At 44.2% G+C, this 12,845-nt stretch carries 14 protein-coding genes; 7 read left to right on the forward strand and 7 right to left on the reverse strand.

Annotated features, from left to right (window positions below; translation table 11 throughout):
• The first annotated feature begins 2 nt into the window (after positions 1–2).
• Genes PO830_RS09035 through PO830_RS09045 form a run of 3 tightly spaced genes read left to right on the forward strand, consistent with a single transcriptional unit; the run spans position 3 to position 2,551 of the window.
• Positions 3–743: a polyprenol monophosphomannose synthase gene (locus PO830_RS09035; RefSeq protein ID WP_272853222.1), complete on the forward strand. Its 741-nt coding sequence runs from the start codon at positions 3–5 to the stop codon at positions 741–743.
• Complete coding sequence (locus PO830_RS09040; protein ID WP_272853223.1) at positions 744–2,084, forward strand: dihydroorotase; 1,341 nt, start codon at positions 744–746, stop codon at positions 2,082–2,084.
• Positions 2,081–2,551: a DUF4296 domain-containing protein gene (locus tag PO830_RS09045; RefSeq protein ID WP_272853224.1), complete on the forward strand. Its 471-nt coding sequence runs from the start codon at positions 2,081–2,083 to the stop codon at positions 2,549–2,551. The genes PO830_RS09040 and PO830_RS09045 overlap by 4 nt, the downstream gene beginning before the upstream one ends.
• Here the strand turns inward: PO830_RS09045 and PO830_RS09050 are convergent.
• A complete protein-coding gene (locus PO830_RS09050; RefSeq protein WP_272853225.1) occupies positions 2,524–3,543 on the reverse strand; it encodes an NAD-dependent epimerase/dehydratase family protein in 1,020 nt (339 codons plus the stop codon). The genes PO830_RS09045 and PO830_RS09050 overlap by 28 nt on opposite strands.
• Positions 3,544–3,628: 85 nt before the next feature.
• Here PO830_RS09050 and tyrS point away from each other — a divergent pair, with 85 nt between their 5' ends.
• A complete protein-coding gene (gene tyrS / locus PO830_RS09055) occupies positions 3,629–4,924 on the forward strand; it encodes a tyrosine--tRNA ligase (protein ID WP_272853226.1) in 1,296 nt (431 codons plus the stop codon).
• A gap of 70 nt (positions 4,925–4,994) precedes the next feature.
• On the opposite strand, the gene PO830_RS09060 is transcribed toward tyrS, so the two are convergent.
• The 5 genes from PO830_RS09060 to PO830_RS09080 form a co-directional block, all read right to left on the reverse strand.
• Positions 4,995–5,456 carry a YHS domain-containing (seleno)protein gene (locus PO830_RS09060; protein ID WP_272853227.1) on the reverse strand — a complete coding sequence of 154 codons (462 nt, stop codon included), beginning with the start codon at positions 5,454–5,456 and terminating at the stop codon, positions 4,995–4,997.
• A 40-nt stretch (positions 5,457–5,496) separates the two neighbouring features.
• The gene (locus tag PO830_RS09065; protein WP_272853228.1) at positions 5,497–6,012 is read right to left on the reverse strand and encodes a DUF350 domain-containing protein; all 516 of its coding nucleotides are present in this window, start codon (positions 6,010–6,012) and stop codon (positions 5,497–5,499) included.
• Between the two features lie 6 nt (positions 6,013–6,018).
• Positions 6,019–7,056 (reverse strand): hypothetical protein, encoded by a 1,038-nt coding sequence (locus PO830_RS09070; RefSeq protein ID WP_272853229.1) that lies wholly within the window; start codon positions 7,054–7,056, stop codon positions 6,019–6,021.
• Positions 7,056–8,030, reverse strand: coding sequence for an acyl transferase (locus PO830_RS09075; RefSeq protein ID WP_272853230.1), 975 nt, complete (start codon positions 8,028–8,030; stop codon positions 7,056–7,058). Before PO830_RS09075 ends, PO830_RS09070 begins: the two co-directional genes overlap by 1 nt.
• Before the next feature lie 93 nt (positions 8,031–8,123).
• Complete coding sequence (locus tag PO830_RS09080; RefSeq protein ID WP_272853231.1) at positions 8,124–9,059, reverse strand: T9SS type A sorting domain-containing protein; 936 nt, start codon at positions 9,057–9,059, stop codon at positions 8,124–8,126.
• Between the two features lie 213 nt (positions 9,060–9,272).
• Between PO830_RS09080 and PO830_RS09085 the strand changes: the two genes are divergently transcribed.
• Together PO830_RS09085 and PO830_RS09090 are read left to right on the forward strand one after the other, a co-directional pair.
• The gene (locus tag PO830_RS09085; protein ID WP_272853232.1) at positions 9,273–9,956 is read left to right on the forward strand and encodes a response regulator transcription factor; all 684 of its coding nucleotides are present in this window, start codon (positions 9,273–9,275) and stop codon (positions 9,954–9,956) included.
• The gene (locus PO830_RS09090; protein ID WP_272853233.1) at positions 9,957–11,003 is read left to right on the forward strand and encodes an ATP-binding protein; all 1,047 of its coding nucleotides are present in this window, start codon (positions 9,957–9,959) and stop codon (positions 11,001–11,003) included.
• On the opposite strand, the gene PO830_RS09095 is transcribed toward PO830_RS09090, so the two are convergent.
• On the reverse strand, positions 10,977–12,038 hold the full coding sequence (locus PO830_RS09095; RefSeq protein WP_272853234.1) for a glycosyltransferase: 1,062 nt from the start codon (positions 12,036–12,038) through the stop codon (positions 10,977–10,979). The two genes, PO830_RS09090 and PO830_RS09095, sit on opposite strands and share 27 nt — an antisense overlap.
• A 103-nt stretch (positions 12,039–12,141) precedes the next feature.
• On the opposite strand from PO830_RS09095, the gene trmB reads away from it, so the two are divergent.
• Positions 12,142–12,816, forward strand: coding sequence for a tRNA (guanosine(46)-N7)-methyltransferase TrmB (gene trmB, locus PO830_RS09100; RefSeq protein WP_272853235.1), 675 nt, complete (start codon positions 12,142–12,144; stop codon positions 12,814–12,816).
• The last annotated feature ends 29 nt before the right edge of the window (positions 12,817–12,845 follow it).

Consider the following 12,845-nt stretch of genomic DNA (forward strand, 5'->3'; position numbering starts at 1 on the left):
GTATGTCCCGTGCCCTCGTGGTAATACCCACCTATAATGAAATTGAGAATATCGAGCGCTTGCTGCGGAATGTTTTCTCACTGCAACGTTCTTTTCACGTGCTGGTAGTCGATGACGGTTCGCCCGATGGTACTGCCGATGCTGTGCGTGCGCTTATGACGGATTTTCCCGAAGCGTTACACTTACTAGAGCGAGCAGAAAAGGGAGGGCTAGGAACAGCCTATATTGCCGGATTTCAATGGGCCTTGGCACGTTCTTATCAATACATTTTTGAGATGGATGCCGATTTCTCTCATAACCCCAATGATTTGATTCGCCTCTACAACGCATGTCATCGAGACGGGGCCGATATGGCCATCGGTTCGCGCTATGTTAAGGGGGTGAATGTGGTCAATTGGCCGATGAGCAGAGTATTGTTATCGTGGTTGGCCTCTAAATATGTGCGCTGGGTAACGCGTATGGATATCTATGATACCACGGCCGGTTTTGTGTGTTACCGAAGAACCGTATTAGAACGCATCAACCTGAATAAAATACAATTTGTGGGATATGCGTTTCAAATTGAAATGAAATTTAAGGCATATTTGGCCAAGTTTCAGATCGTAGAGGTGCCGGTCATTTTCACCGATCGGACGCGCGGAGAGTCCAAAATGAGTGGAGGAATTATTTCCGAAGCGATCTTTGGCGTACTGAAAATGAAAATGAAAAGCTTGTTTGGGAAACACGATTTTAATGAAATTTAAATGAAGAGCTACTTAATAAAGAATGCTACAATCGTCAATGAAGGAAAGATCTTCGTGGGAGATTGCCTTATTGAAAAAGATCGAATCGCTGAAGTGGGACCTACCATCAGTGTGAAGTCATCAGACACCGAAGTTATTGACGCCGATGGCTGTTATTTGTTGCCAGGCATGATTGATGATCAGGTGCATTTTAGAGAACCCGGACTCACGCACAAGGCGACGATTGCCACCGAAAGTAAGGCGGCAGTGGCTGGAGGAATCACCTCTTTTATCGAAATGCCGAATACGGTTCCGCAAGCGACTACCGTTGCCCTTTTGGAAGACAAGTTTAAAACCGCTTCGGAAACTTCCTGGGCCAACTACTCCTTAATGTTTGGCGGTACTAACGACAATCTTGAGGAACTCCTTAAGGTAGACCCCAAAGAGGTTGCCGGAATCAAACTCTTTTTAGGTTCCTCCACCGGAAACATGCTGGTAGACGATCCTGAGGTGTTGGAGAAAATTTTCCGAAGTACTAACATGGTCATCTCCGCCCATTGTGAAGATGAGGGAACGATACGGGCGAACCTTCAACAACACCTAGAGAAATATGGAGATGACATCCCCATGGAGTGTCACCCAATCATCCGAAGCGAAGAAGCCTGCTATATTTCTTCTTCCAAAGCGATCGAACTCGCAAAGAAAACGGGTGCCCGATTGCATGTATTTCACCTTTCTACCGAAAAGGAAACCCATTTGTTTAGCAACAAAGTACCGCTTTCAGAAAAGAAAATCACCTCCGAGGTTTGTATCCATCACCTATGGTTCTCTGATGAAGATTATAAAACGAAGGGAAGCAAAATTAAATGGAACCCGGCCGTAAAAACAGCTAAAGATCGAAAAGGACTTCTAAAAGCATTGTTAGACGATCGCATCGACGTGATCGCGACCGATCATGCTCCGCATACCTTAGAAGAAAAGGAAAACGTGTACACCAAAGCCCCGTCTGGCGGACCGCTAGTGCAGCACGCGTTGGTGGCCTTGTTTGAAATGCATTTACGCGGAGACCTTCCCTTGGAAACGATCGTTCAGAAAACGGCTCACAACCCGGCTATACTATTTGATGTAAAAGATCGTGGCTATATCCGAAGAGGGTATAAAGCCGACTTGGTATTGATCGACCCTAATGCACCGTGGAATGTCACACGAGAAAACACCTTGTACAAATGCAAATGGTCTCCGTTTGAAGGCACCGTATTTAAGTCGCGCGTGACCCACACCTGGGTAAATGGTGTACTGGCCTATGCCAACCATAAGTTTCCGAATGAATGTCGTGGCGAACGCTTAACTTTCAATCGATGATCAAACGCGTTATCATACTCATAGGAATTTGGCTGCTTTGGGGTTGTCAGGATGTGGAACGTCCCGAAAAACCAGACAATTTGATTCCGCAGGAAAAAATGGTGGACATCCTTGTAGATACCTATCTCGGCGCAGCGGCGCAAAGTGTTGCCATTCGAGAGGTACGTCAAAACGGGATTAAACTCGATTCCTTTTTATATGCTAAGCATCAGGTAGACAGTACACAATTCGTACAAAGCAATGCCTATTACAGTTCTCAGTTGGATACCTATATTGAAATTACCGAGGCGGTAGAGCAAAAACTCAATGCGATGAAAGTAGTGGCCGACAGTGTGTACATTGCCGAGCGAGACAGCATTCAGAATCGAGGTCGAAGAAACACACCTCCACAAAATACTAATGAATCAGAAGAGCCTACAGAAAAAAATGTTCAATTGATTCAGTCGGTAGAATCGGATGATTCCTGATACCGCCGCACCACCCGTTGTAGCGTTTCGTTTATAGGGGTAAAGCGGAACGACAGCGTTTCTTTAATTTTGGAAGCATCATATTCTTCTTGGGCATACATGCTGCGTACCGTGGCCGGCGATAGTTTGCGTTTCCAACGGAACATAAAGCGCAATACGCCTTCGATGGCACTTATAAGTTGCATCTTCCATTGGGCGATAAATATTCGAGGCGGTTTTTTGCCCGCCAATTGAGCGGTAAAAGACAGAAGCTCTTGGTAGGGTAGGGTTGCACCCACCAGCAAAAAGCGCTCTTGAGAAATGGGGCGGTGCATCAATTGTACCATGACGTGAACCACATCTTGAACATCAACAAGGGCTAGGGTTCCCGAAGTATAGATGGGGATCCCGCTGGTTCCGGTTTTAATCACGGCTGCACTTGCAGAGTCCCAATGACCTTCCCCGATAATCACCCCCGGATTTACGATGACTACTTGAAGTCCTTCCTGACTTCCACGCCACACTTCCATTTCGGCGCCGTATTTAGCGATGGCGTAGACACTGTTTTCCCCTTCGGAATTCCAATGGGTTTCTTCGGAAATAGCAGTGCCTTTAACAGCGGTTCCTAAAGTGGCAATAGAACTCACGTAACAGAGCTTCTGTATGTGATGCGACAAACAAAGATTGACCACATTGGCCGTGCCTTCGACATTTACTTTTTTCAACAGATTGTAATCCTTCGGATCAAAACTGATCAAGGCTGCACAATGATACACTTGAGTCACCTTCTGAAACGCTGCTTCCAATGCCGGTACATCATTAATATCAGCCATGCGCCATTCTATACGATCAAAATAGGCATCTGCTTCTGACGTATAATACCGAAATACTTGACGTACCTGTTCTCGATCACTTCCCTCTCGGAAAAGAGCGATCACCGAAGCTTCTTTCTCTAGGAGATGGTATAACAAATGAGAACCCACCAAACCCGTGGCGCCTGTAACTAATATCATGTGGTGAAGATAGGGGTTTTCATACTTTTTCCATCAATATTTTTGCGGTTGCCTCCTTTTGAGTATCTTTGCCAAAAACAGCGATATGCCCACCAATTTTGTTGAAGAATTACGATGGCGCGGGATGGTCCACGACCTCATGCCCGATACCGAAGAGCACCTGCTCGAAACCATGCGAAGTGCCTATGTGGGCTTTGACCCTACTGCCGACTCCTTGCATATCGGGAATTTAGTGCCTATCATGTTGTTGGCGTTTTTTCAACGCAACGGGCATCGCCCGGTGGCGTTGGTAGGTGGTGCCACGGGAATGATTGGGGATCCTTCGGGGAAATCTTCTGAGCGTAATTTGTTGGATGAAGAAACCCTACGCCATAACCAAGAATGTGTACGCAATCAATTATCGCAATTTCTAGACTTTTCCTCAGGAACCGAGAACCAAGCCGTGATGGTCAATAATTACGACTGGATGAAGGAGTTTTCGTTTCTGGGCTTTATCCGCGATGTCGGAAAACATATTACCGTCAATTACATGATGGCCAAAGATTCGGTAAAAAACCGCATTCAAGGCGAGGATACCGACGGCATGTCGTTTACCGAATTCACCTACCAACTGGTGCAAGGATACGACTTCATGCATTTGTATAAAAACTACGCTTGTACGCTGCAAATGGGCGGAAGCGACCAATGGGGGAACATTACCACCGGAACCGAACTGATTCGGCGTATCGAAGGCGGCAAAGGCTATGCGCTTACCTGCCCCTTGATTACGAAAAGTGATGGTAGTAAATTCGGAAAGAGCGAGGGTGGAAACGTCTGGCTGGATGCCAAGCGTACCTCTCCCTATAAATTCTACCAATATTGGTTGAACACCAGTGATGAAGATGCCGAAAAGTATATTAAGATCTTTACCTTTTTAGATCGCGAAACCATTGAAGGACTCGTCGCTGAACATCAGGAAGCGCCACATATGCGGGTGCTTCAAAAGCGTTTGGCAGAAGAAGTTACAACTACGGTTCATGGTGCTGAAGAGTATGAAAAAGCGGTGCAGGCGTCGGGTATTCTCTTCGGAAAATCGACGGCAGCCGACTTAAAACAGTTGGATGAAACGACGTTTTTAGATGTTTTTGATGGGGTTCCGCAAGCGGAAATTGCTTCCGAAGCGATTGAAAACGGACTCGATATTATTGCGGCACTAGCGGAAGATACCGGATTTTTAAAGTCGAATGGAGAAGCAAGACGCGCTTTAAAAGAGAATTCAATTTCAGTGAATAAAGAGAAGGTTTCCGAAGGATATACCATTACTTCCAAAGACTTGATGAACGACCAATATGTACTCTTACAACGCGGTAAAAAGAACTATTTCTTACTTCGGAAGGTGTAACATAAAATATCCCCCACTCATTCAAGCGAACGATGCGGGGGATATCAACTAACCAACCAATTATGAAACGTTACATTTTCTGTTTTCGTGTAATTTCTTCCCAGTTTTTATCGGCTTTTTTCTGAAGCATCTCAGGGCCTTCTTCATTCCATTTTTTTAAGGTGTTTGCGCCCCAACTGTCGTAGAACAAATACAACCTTCCATCCTGAATTTTAAAGCGTTTGGGATTTATCCCCACGCGCTTTCCATCAGCAATGGCATAGGCGCAAAATCCACCGTATTGAGGGATGTATTTTTTAGGTTCCTTTTTAAAGGTCATCATACGTTCTTTGGTCGCAAATCGATAGCTAACACCATCATGGGTTACGCTATAGTCATTTTTGCCTTTTTCGGCTTCGCCTTCAAAATACGCTACCACGTCATAGCCTTCTGCGGCATATCCGTCATCGGTATTTACAAGATCTTCTTGGGCAACTAAGGGCGTTGATAACACGAGGCTAACAACCACCGTAATAAACTGTAGTGTTTTCATGTGGGGTTAGTCCGTTACCAACCTTCATCCTTACAGGATATTACAGAAAATTTGAAACTTCAGGATAAGGAACTAACGAACTGATTAACAAGGAAATGCCATCCTTTATTATCAGGGTGATACTAATCAAAATAGCTGTGACCAGAATGGCCACCGCTACATTGTTCTGCTGAATGGCCTTAAATTCGTTAATGCCTCGGGTAAGTATGGAGAATAATAAGAATACCGAGGCATTGATCAAAATGCTTATAAGAAAGCCAATGCCCAAATACAATAGAGAGTATTGAACGATCTGGAAGCTATCGACAGCTTCCGGTTGGGTGGTGGCGACTCGAATTACGTTGGTGATCGTAGGTAAAATTTCACTGAGGATGATGCCGATCGATAACACGACTCCGCTGGTGAAAATACTAAAGGCCATGTTGTGACCTTTTACATCTTCCGAAGCAAAAAAGAGCCGTTTCATAATCTTGTAGGATACAAAGATGATGATCACCGAAACGACCAAGGATAATACTATTTCTAGTAGGGCGAGCACAAAAAGAGACGTATTCATAAGGTTTTATTTACTGGTTAGTATCACATCCCAATGGGTAATGTCATTAAAATTATAAGGTAAAGAACCAAGTTCGAAATAAGGAGCCGTGGTTTCCCAAACATAGTAGCGTTTTCCGTTGTGAACTTTATGTTTTCCACTCCCCGGAAGATTGAGACCGATGATAGAATGCCGATAGAAGTCGCTATTCAATATGGCGACATCATAGTTGAAATGTTTCAGAATGGAATAAATTAATACCGTTCGCGTGTCGCAATCTCCTTTCAGATTCTGTATAAAGGAAACCGGATTTTGGATGCCGTAGGGAATGTTTCCAATGCAACATTCGGGGCATTCTAAAAGGATTTTGCGAATGGATGATTCGTATCGCTGCGGCGGCAAACAGGCTTCTTCAAACACAAAAGAATACGGAATATCCTGTACGCAGCTTACCACCATTTCTGCAAATTCTCTGGGGTTGAGACGGTAGGTGTTTCCTACTTCCTGAAACGTTTGCAGTAACAGATCTAGTTTCGGGCTGTCGGTGCGATCGATATAATCGTATAGGTTTCCCCAAAAATTTCCCGGCGGAATACGATAGTTGGCAATATGATTTCTCAATGCCAGATAATCGGCTTCGCGTACGCGTAAATAGCCATTATAGTTATTTCCATAGTTGTCGGTCCAATACCGATGACTCTCATACACGACGATGGTATCATTATCGATCACGAGTTGCGAAGGCGCTACCGCCTCTTCTGCGTTAAAGGTTTCGTTTTGAGTAACATGTAAGGTTCTCAGGATTCCCAAGATTTGTTGAAATCCCCAATAAACACCCGCAAAAACCATCAAAATAATGACCGCATTCGCGAAAAGGCGGCGGGTACTTGGCGCGCCGAGAAGCAATCGGGTGAGAAGTACCGATAATACGAGTGCCAAGGGCAATGCAAGCATCCAGGAGAGCTGGATAAATCCTCGGAAGGCGGTAAACAGTAGTAAGGTAAAAATACAGACCAGCAAGGGCCACATGCATCCTGAGGAAGTATCTTTAGGGCGTTTCGTCATTACATTACCATTAAATTACAACCGCGCACATCGCTGTGGTCAAACCTCCCTAAAACCTCAAACGAGTTGTTTTCATAAACCCGCCCCAGGTCTTGTGTTGCAATGAAAGCACAGGAGTTCTGGTTGGCTAAATCAATCACATTAATGCCTCCCGTTTTTTGCGTAAGGTACGCAAAAGGATCTTCGGTTTCTCGAGTACGAACCCGCATCCAGGGGGGCGTGGTAAAGATGCCATCCCCTTTAGAATAGGCTTGAGAAAGCAATTCGGTCATGCCGTATTCACTATGAATGGTGGTAACGCCAAATCCTTTTTTCAAAAGGGCGTGGAGCTCTTTTCGCACCAATTCTTTCCGTCGGCCTTTCATGCCGCCGGTTTCCATAACTATCGTATGCTGTAATTGAAACTGTTTCTGTTCAATCAAATCTAGTAAAGCATACGATACGCCAATGAGAATGGTGGGTTTTTGTTGGCGTTCCAACCATTCTAATTTGTCAATTAGGGCAGAAAGGTCATTCAAATAAAATCCGCTGTGTTCCGAAGCACTCGCTGCAATGAGATGGTCAACCATATAGATCAAGGAAGAGTCTCCCCGTTCTAAATACGAGGGTAATAGGGCAAGAATGGTGTATTGTGATGGATCGCCGTAAAAGGAAGCAAAGGCGGTTCTGAAGCTCTCTTCATAAAGGGAAATATCGGTTACCAGATGCTCACTAGGGCTCGAACCTGTTGTTCCGCTGCTTCGGAAGATAATTTGAGGGGCTTCCGAAGCAATATGGATGCGGTGCGATTTGAATAGCTCAATAGGTAAAAAAGGGATGTGATCGATATCTTTAACCTCCTGTTTTTTAACGCCTAAAAGTTCGCAAAATCTTCGGTACACGGGTACCTGTTCAAACTGGAACTGAAACGTACGCAGGGCTGCCTCCTGAAATCGTTGAGGGGTCTTGATAGAAAAGATGGAAGGATACTGCATTCGGTACAAATCGAGAGAACCCTTCAAAAATAAGGAAATAAAAAAAGCCTCTGCAACAACAGAGGCTTTTCCTTACCGGTATCTAAAAAGTGATTATCGAACCACTAATTTTTGAGTTTCCGTAACGTTTCCTTGTGTTACACGTACAATGTAAACACCGCTATTTAAAGATTCGATGTTCACGCGCTGCTCACCAGAAACCACGTTGTTCATTACTTGCTTTCCTAATACGTCGAAAATTGCAACGTTCATATCACCGCTAAGTGCAGAAGTGATGTTGATGGTGCTCGTCGCAGGATTTGGATAAATTGAAAAGTTGTTTGCTGTTTGATCGTTGATTCCGAAAGACGCATCTACTACTACATTGTCGAAGAAAAAAGCTTCAGACCCAGCATTCGTGCGCGCTTCGATTACCAACTGTACTTCAGTGTTCGCTAACACGGTAGCCGTTCCGGTGATCCATGCTCCTTCGATCCCAAGGTCGTTGATATCACTTCCGGTGGTATCTAAAATGTCGATCTCAGTGCTGTTGGTAAGGTCGCGAACATAGATACGAAGACGGTCAGAGCCAGATTCGTTTACAGTTCCATCACCTTCATAACCTGTTTCCGAAAGGAAATAATCGATAGAAACCGTTGCTGAAGTAGCACCCGTTAGGTCAACTACATCAAATTCTAACGTATAGTTTCCATCAACATCACTAATCTGGTATCCTTGTGTACCATCGGTGTAAGGATCATCAGCGGTGGGTTGAAAATCGGTAACCCCTACAAAATCTCCGTCGGTCAATCCAACATCGGGAGTATCGTAAGGCGCATAGCTTGCGTCATATCCAATCTCATCACCTGTAGCGGCGAAATCTACGAATGGCTCATCTGTATTGTTTACCAAATCGTGCGCCACGCTAGGATCCCCAGTATCCACGTACTGAACTCCGAAAAGTCCAGGCTCCTCAAAACTGGTGCCTGCAAATTGTGCAAAAGAAGCAACACTTACGAACAAGGCTGCTATAAGAGTAATTTTTTTCATTCCTGTTTTTTTAATTTTGTGAAAGTGCAAAAATACAAAATAGTTGAGGTTTTATCAACTCTAATGCGTGTTTAACGTAAACATAACATCCACAATCGTACCAAGATTGTTAATCGGGTGCCAGTATGTTACCGAATCGTTAACAATAACAGGTAATTCAGACCCCAAAGGAATTTATATAGTATCTTTAGACTCGCATGAAAAGTAGTTCTTATGAAGAAAAAAGACACGCGGATTCTTTTAGTGGATGACGAACCGGATATTTTGGAAATTGTGGGTTATAATCTGTCTTCGGAAGGATATGAGGTCATTACAGCCGACAATGGTGTGGAGGCGATCTCAAAAGCAAAGAAGCACAAACCGCATCTCATCATACTCGACGTTATGATGCCCGAAATGGACGGGATCGAAGCCTGTGAGAAAATTAGAGAAGTTCCTGAGCTTGCCGAAACCGTGATCACCTTCCTAACCGCAAGAGGCGAAGATTACTCGCAAGTAGCTGGTTTTGACGCCGGAGCCGACGATTATATCACCAAACCTATCAAGCCAAAAGTGCTCGTTAGCAAAGTGAAGGCATTGCTGCGACGTTTTAAAGAAAGCGATACGCAAGAGAGTAAGATAAAATTGGGCAACCTAACCATCAATCGCGAGGAATACAAAATCGTGATGGGAAAAGAAGAAATGGTGCTGCCCAGAAAAGAATTTGAATTGCTATCTTTATTGGCCTCCAAGCCTGGAAAAGTGTTTAAACGTGAAGATATTTTAGATCGCGTCTGGGGAAATGAAGTCGTTGTAGGCGGTAGAACCATTGATGTTCATATCCGAAAACTACGCGAAAAATTAGGAGACGACCGTTTTAAAACAGTGAAAGGAGTAGGATACAAGTTCGTCGTGTAAATGGCCAAAAAAAGTTTTAAGAAAACGTATAAGTTCGCTGCTTATACCTCTACGTATATCACGCTATTCTTAACACTCATCATGGGTGTTTTTTTTTACGTGGAAGGAACCATGTCGTATTGGTGGCTGTTTCTGTTTTTTAGCATCAGTTATATCTTCTCCTTTTTTATCATCCAGAATCGGGTGGAGAAATTCATCTACAAACGCATTCAGAAAATCTACAACGATGTAAAGCTGCTAGATGCCACCACCTTTTCTCCGCAACAGATCACGACCGATATGGAAACGCTTACCAAGCAGGTGGAGCGCTTTGCTGAAAACAAGAAACTGGAGATCGAAACCCTTAAAATTCGGGAGAACTACCGAAAAGAATTTATTGGGAATGTTTCGCACGAACTAAAGACGCCGCTCTTTACTGTTCAAGGATATATTTTGACCTTGCTGGAAGGGGCATATAAAGACAAAGCGGTTCGGAAGAAATACTTACAGCGTGCTAATAAAGGAGTAGAACGCCTCATCTACATCATCAAAGATCTGGACATGATCACCAAGTTGGAAGCGGGCGGTCTCCATCTCAACCGAGAAGATTTTAATATTATCGAATTGGTGCAAAATGTTTTTGATCTCCTGGAAATGAAGGCGGCGAAAAAGAACATTTCCTTGACATTCGACATCGAATATGAAGACAGCATTTTTGTGAACGCCGATAGAGAGCGGATGCAGCAGGTGCTCACGAATCTGGTGGAAAATTCCATCAAATATGGAGTGACCGGGGGCACTACTGAAGTAAGCATTGAAGACCTCATTAAAAATAAGGTGATCGTGCGTATATCCGACAATGGAGAAGGAATTAAAGAAGAACACATACCGCGACTGTTCGAGCGCTTTTTTAGAGTGGATAAAAGCGGATCGCGTAAAGTGGGTGGCAGCGGACTAGGATTGTCGATTGTAAAGCACATCGTTGAGGCGCATAACGAAAAGATCTATGTAGAAAGTCAGTTTGAAGTTGGCTCCGAATTCTCATTTACCCTTGAAAAGGCCAAATAACACATCGAAATCGGGGTCGGGAAAAGTCTGATGAAAACCTTTGTACACGGCAACCTGATTCAATTGTTTCAAAGAAAACTTATCTTGAGAACAGGAAGGAACCATTCCTTTTTGACGCAACTGTTTGGCCAGATATTTTTGTTCGTATTGTCCCGGCGTGGGAATGAGAAAGGCGTCTTTTCGCAAGGATGCCAAATCCATGATGGTAGTATAGCCCGAACGCGCAATTACACAGGCACTTTCGTTGATTGCCTTTTCGAGCGCTTGGGTCTGTAAATAATTGACAACGCGAATATTGCTCTTTTTGAGTAATGCCTGTTCCTGGGCTACCTTTCCCTGCACCAGCAACAACGAGTGATCGGTATCTTTAAAAACCGATATCAATTTTTCTTCGAGAAGGGTTCGTTGTGGTTCGGGCCCCGAAAGTACCGCAATGTAGTCGTATTTTTGTGGGCGTTTTTCGGCCTTCATTCGGCTTAAGGGCCCCATATAGATCACCGGAAACGAGGGATTTGTTACATGTCCTAAGGTTCCGCTGAGGTTATATGGCCCGGCGGCATCCGGCACCCAACATTGATCGAACTTACGAATGTATTTTTGATGGATTTTTGTGGTTGCGAACGAAGTACTACCGGAAAGCACCTGTAATTGATGTGTGATGAATACCGATGGCACTCGTTTGTCCCGAACCCCCAATCTATTGTCGCTTATGATGCCGTTGATTCCTTCGGAAGAAATGAGCTGCTTGATCACTTTTCGTTCCGCTTTAATCGTGCGGCGCAGATGGGGTAGCTTCAGCAGCATTTTGAATTTAAACCAACCTCCCTTTTTCGTATACGAGATGTTATACGCCGGTAATTCAATTGCTTTAAGTTCGGGGAATTCCTTCCGAAGCAAGGTCAACGCTTCCCCATCGGAAGCCAAAACAACCCGATACCTTCGTTCCAGAAGCGCGCGGATAATAGGGATGCATCGCGTGGCGTGACCCAGCCCCCAATGAAGTGGAGCAACGAGTATGGTTTTTGGTGTGTTCAAGCGATTTGTTAGGTTTTTTGTTGGGTAAAAACAAAGGTACGGAAACTAGCGTCGCTAGAATATTTCCTTACTTTTACCTAAAATTTAATAACCTATTATTTCTGTGGGAAGCAAGAATAAATTGAAGCGGTTTCGCGAAAATGAGACCTTTGAAAATGTCATTCAGCCAACGCGTGAAGAAGTATTCGAAAATACCTTTGATCTGAAAGGAAATTGGGGGAAACAATTCTTCAAGAACGATCACCCTATCGTTTTAGAATTGGGATGTGGCAAAGGCGAATACACGGTGAGCCTGGCAAGGACCTATCCCGAAAAGAACTTCTTGGGAATTGATATCAAAGGAGCTCGGCTGTGGCGCGGAGCGAAGACGGCCCTGGAAGAAGGACTTCACAACGTGGGTTTTTTACGGACACAAATCGAATTGCTCCCCTATTTATTTGCTGAAAATGAAGTGAGTGAAATTTGGATCACCTTTCCCGATCCACAAATCAAGTACAAGCGTACCAAACATCGATTAACCAACCCAGAGTTTCTCGAAAAGTACGAGCATGTGTTGATTCCTGGCGGTACGGTTCACCTCAAGACAGACAGTGAGTTTATGCATGGGTACACCTTAGGATTACTACAAGGGAAAGGGTACGAAATAGACTATGCGCATCACGATGTGTATGGCAATCCTCATTCCCCAAAAGCGGTCACCAGCATACAAACCTTTTACGAACAACAGTATTTGGAAACCGACAAAAAAATTACCTATCTGCGGTTTCGCTTCAAATAAGTACATTTGTGATGACCCTCTAAGACGTA

The organism is Altibacter sp. HG106 (assembly GCF_028561755.1).
Lineage (GTDB): Bacteria > Bacteroidota > Bacteroidia > Flavobacteriales > Flavobacteriaceae > DFVG01.

Excerpts from the sequence above, each read along its gene's own strand:
- PO830_RS09035 (WP_272853222.1), top strand. The coding sequence starts at position 3 with ATGTCCCGTGCCCTCGTGGTAATACCCACCTATAATGAAATTGAGAAT.
- PO830_RS09040 (WP_272853223.1), top strand. The coding sequence starts at position 744 with ATGAAGAGCTACTTAATAAAGAATGCTACAATCGTCAATGAAGGAAAG.
- PO830_RS09045 (WP_272853224.1), top strand. The coding sequence starts at position 2,081 with ATGATCAAACGCGTTATCATACTCATAGGAATTTGGCTGCTTTGGGGT.
- PO830_RS09050 (WP_272853225.1), bottom strand. The coding sequence starts at position 3,543 with ATGATATTAGTTACAGGCGCCACGGGTTTGGTGGGTTCTCATTTGTTA.
- tyrS (WP_272853226.1), top strand. The coding sequence starts at position 3,629 with ATGCCCACCAATTTTGTTGAAGAATTACGATGGCGCGGGATGGTCCAC.
- PO830_RS09060 (WP_272853227.1), bottom strand. The coding sequence starts at position 5,456 with ATGAAAACACTACAGTTTATTACGGTGGTTGTTAGCCTCGTGTTATCA.
- PO830_RS09065 (WP_272853228.1), bottom strand. The coding sequence starts at position 6,012 with ATGAATACGTCTCTTTTTGTGCTCGCCCTACTAGAAATAGTATTATCC.
- PO830_RS09070 (WP_272853229.1), bottom strand. The coding sequence starts at position 7,056 with ATGACGAAACGCCCTAAAGATACTTCCTCAGGATGCATGTGGCCCTTG.
- PO830_RS09075 (WP_272853230.1), bottom strand. The coding sequence starts at position 8,030 with ATGCAGTATCCTTCCATCTTTTCTATCAAGACCCCTCAACGATTTCAG.
- PO830_RS09080 (WP_272853231.1), bottom strand. The coding sequence starts at position 9,059 with ATGAAAAAAATTACTCTTATAGCAGCCTTGTTCGTAAGTGTTGCTTCT.
- PO830_RS09085 (WP_272853232.1), top strand. The coding sequence starts at position 9,273 with ATGAAGAAAAAAGACACGCGGATTCTTTTAGTGGATGACGAACCGGAT.
- PO830_RS09090 (WP_272853233.1), top strand. The coding sequence starts at position 9,957 with ATGGCCAAAAAAAGTTTTAAGAAAACGTATAAGTTCGCTGCTTATACC.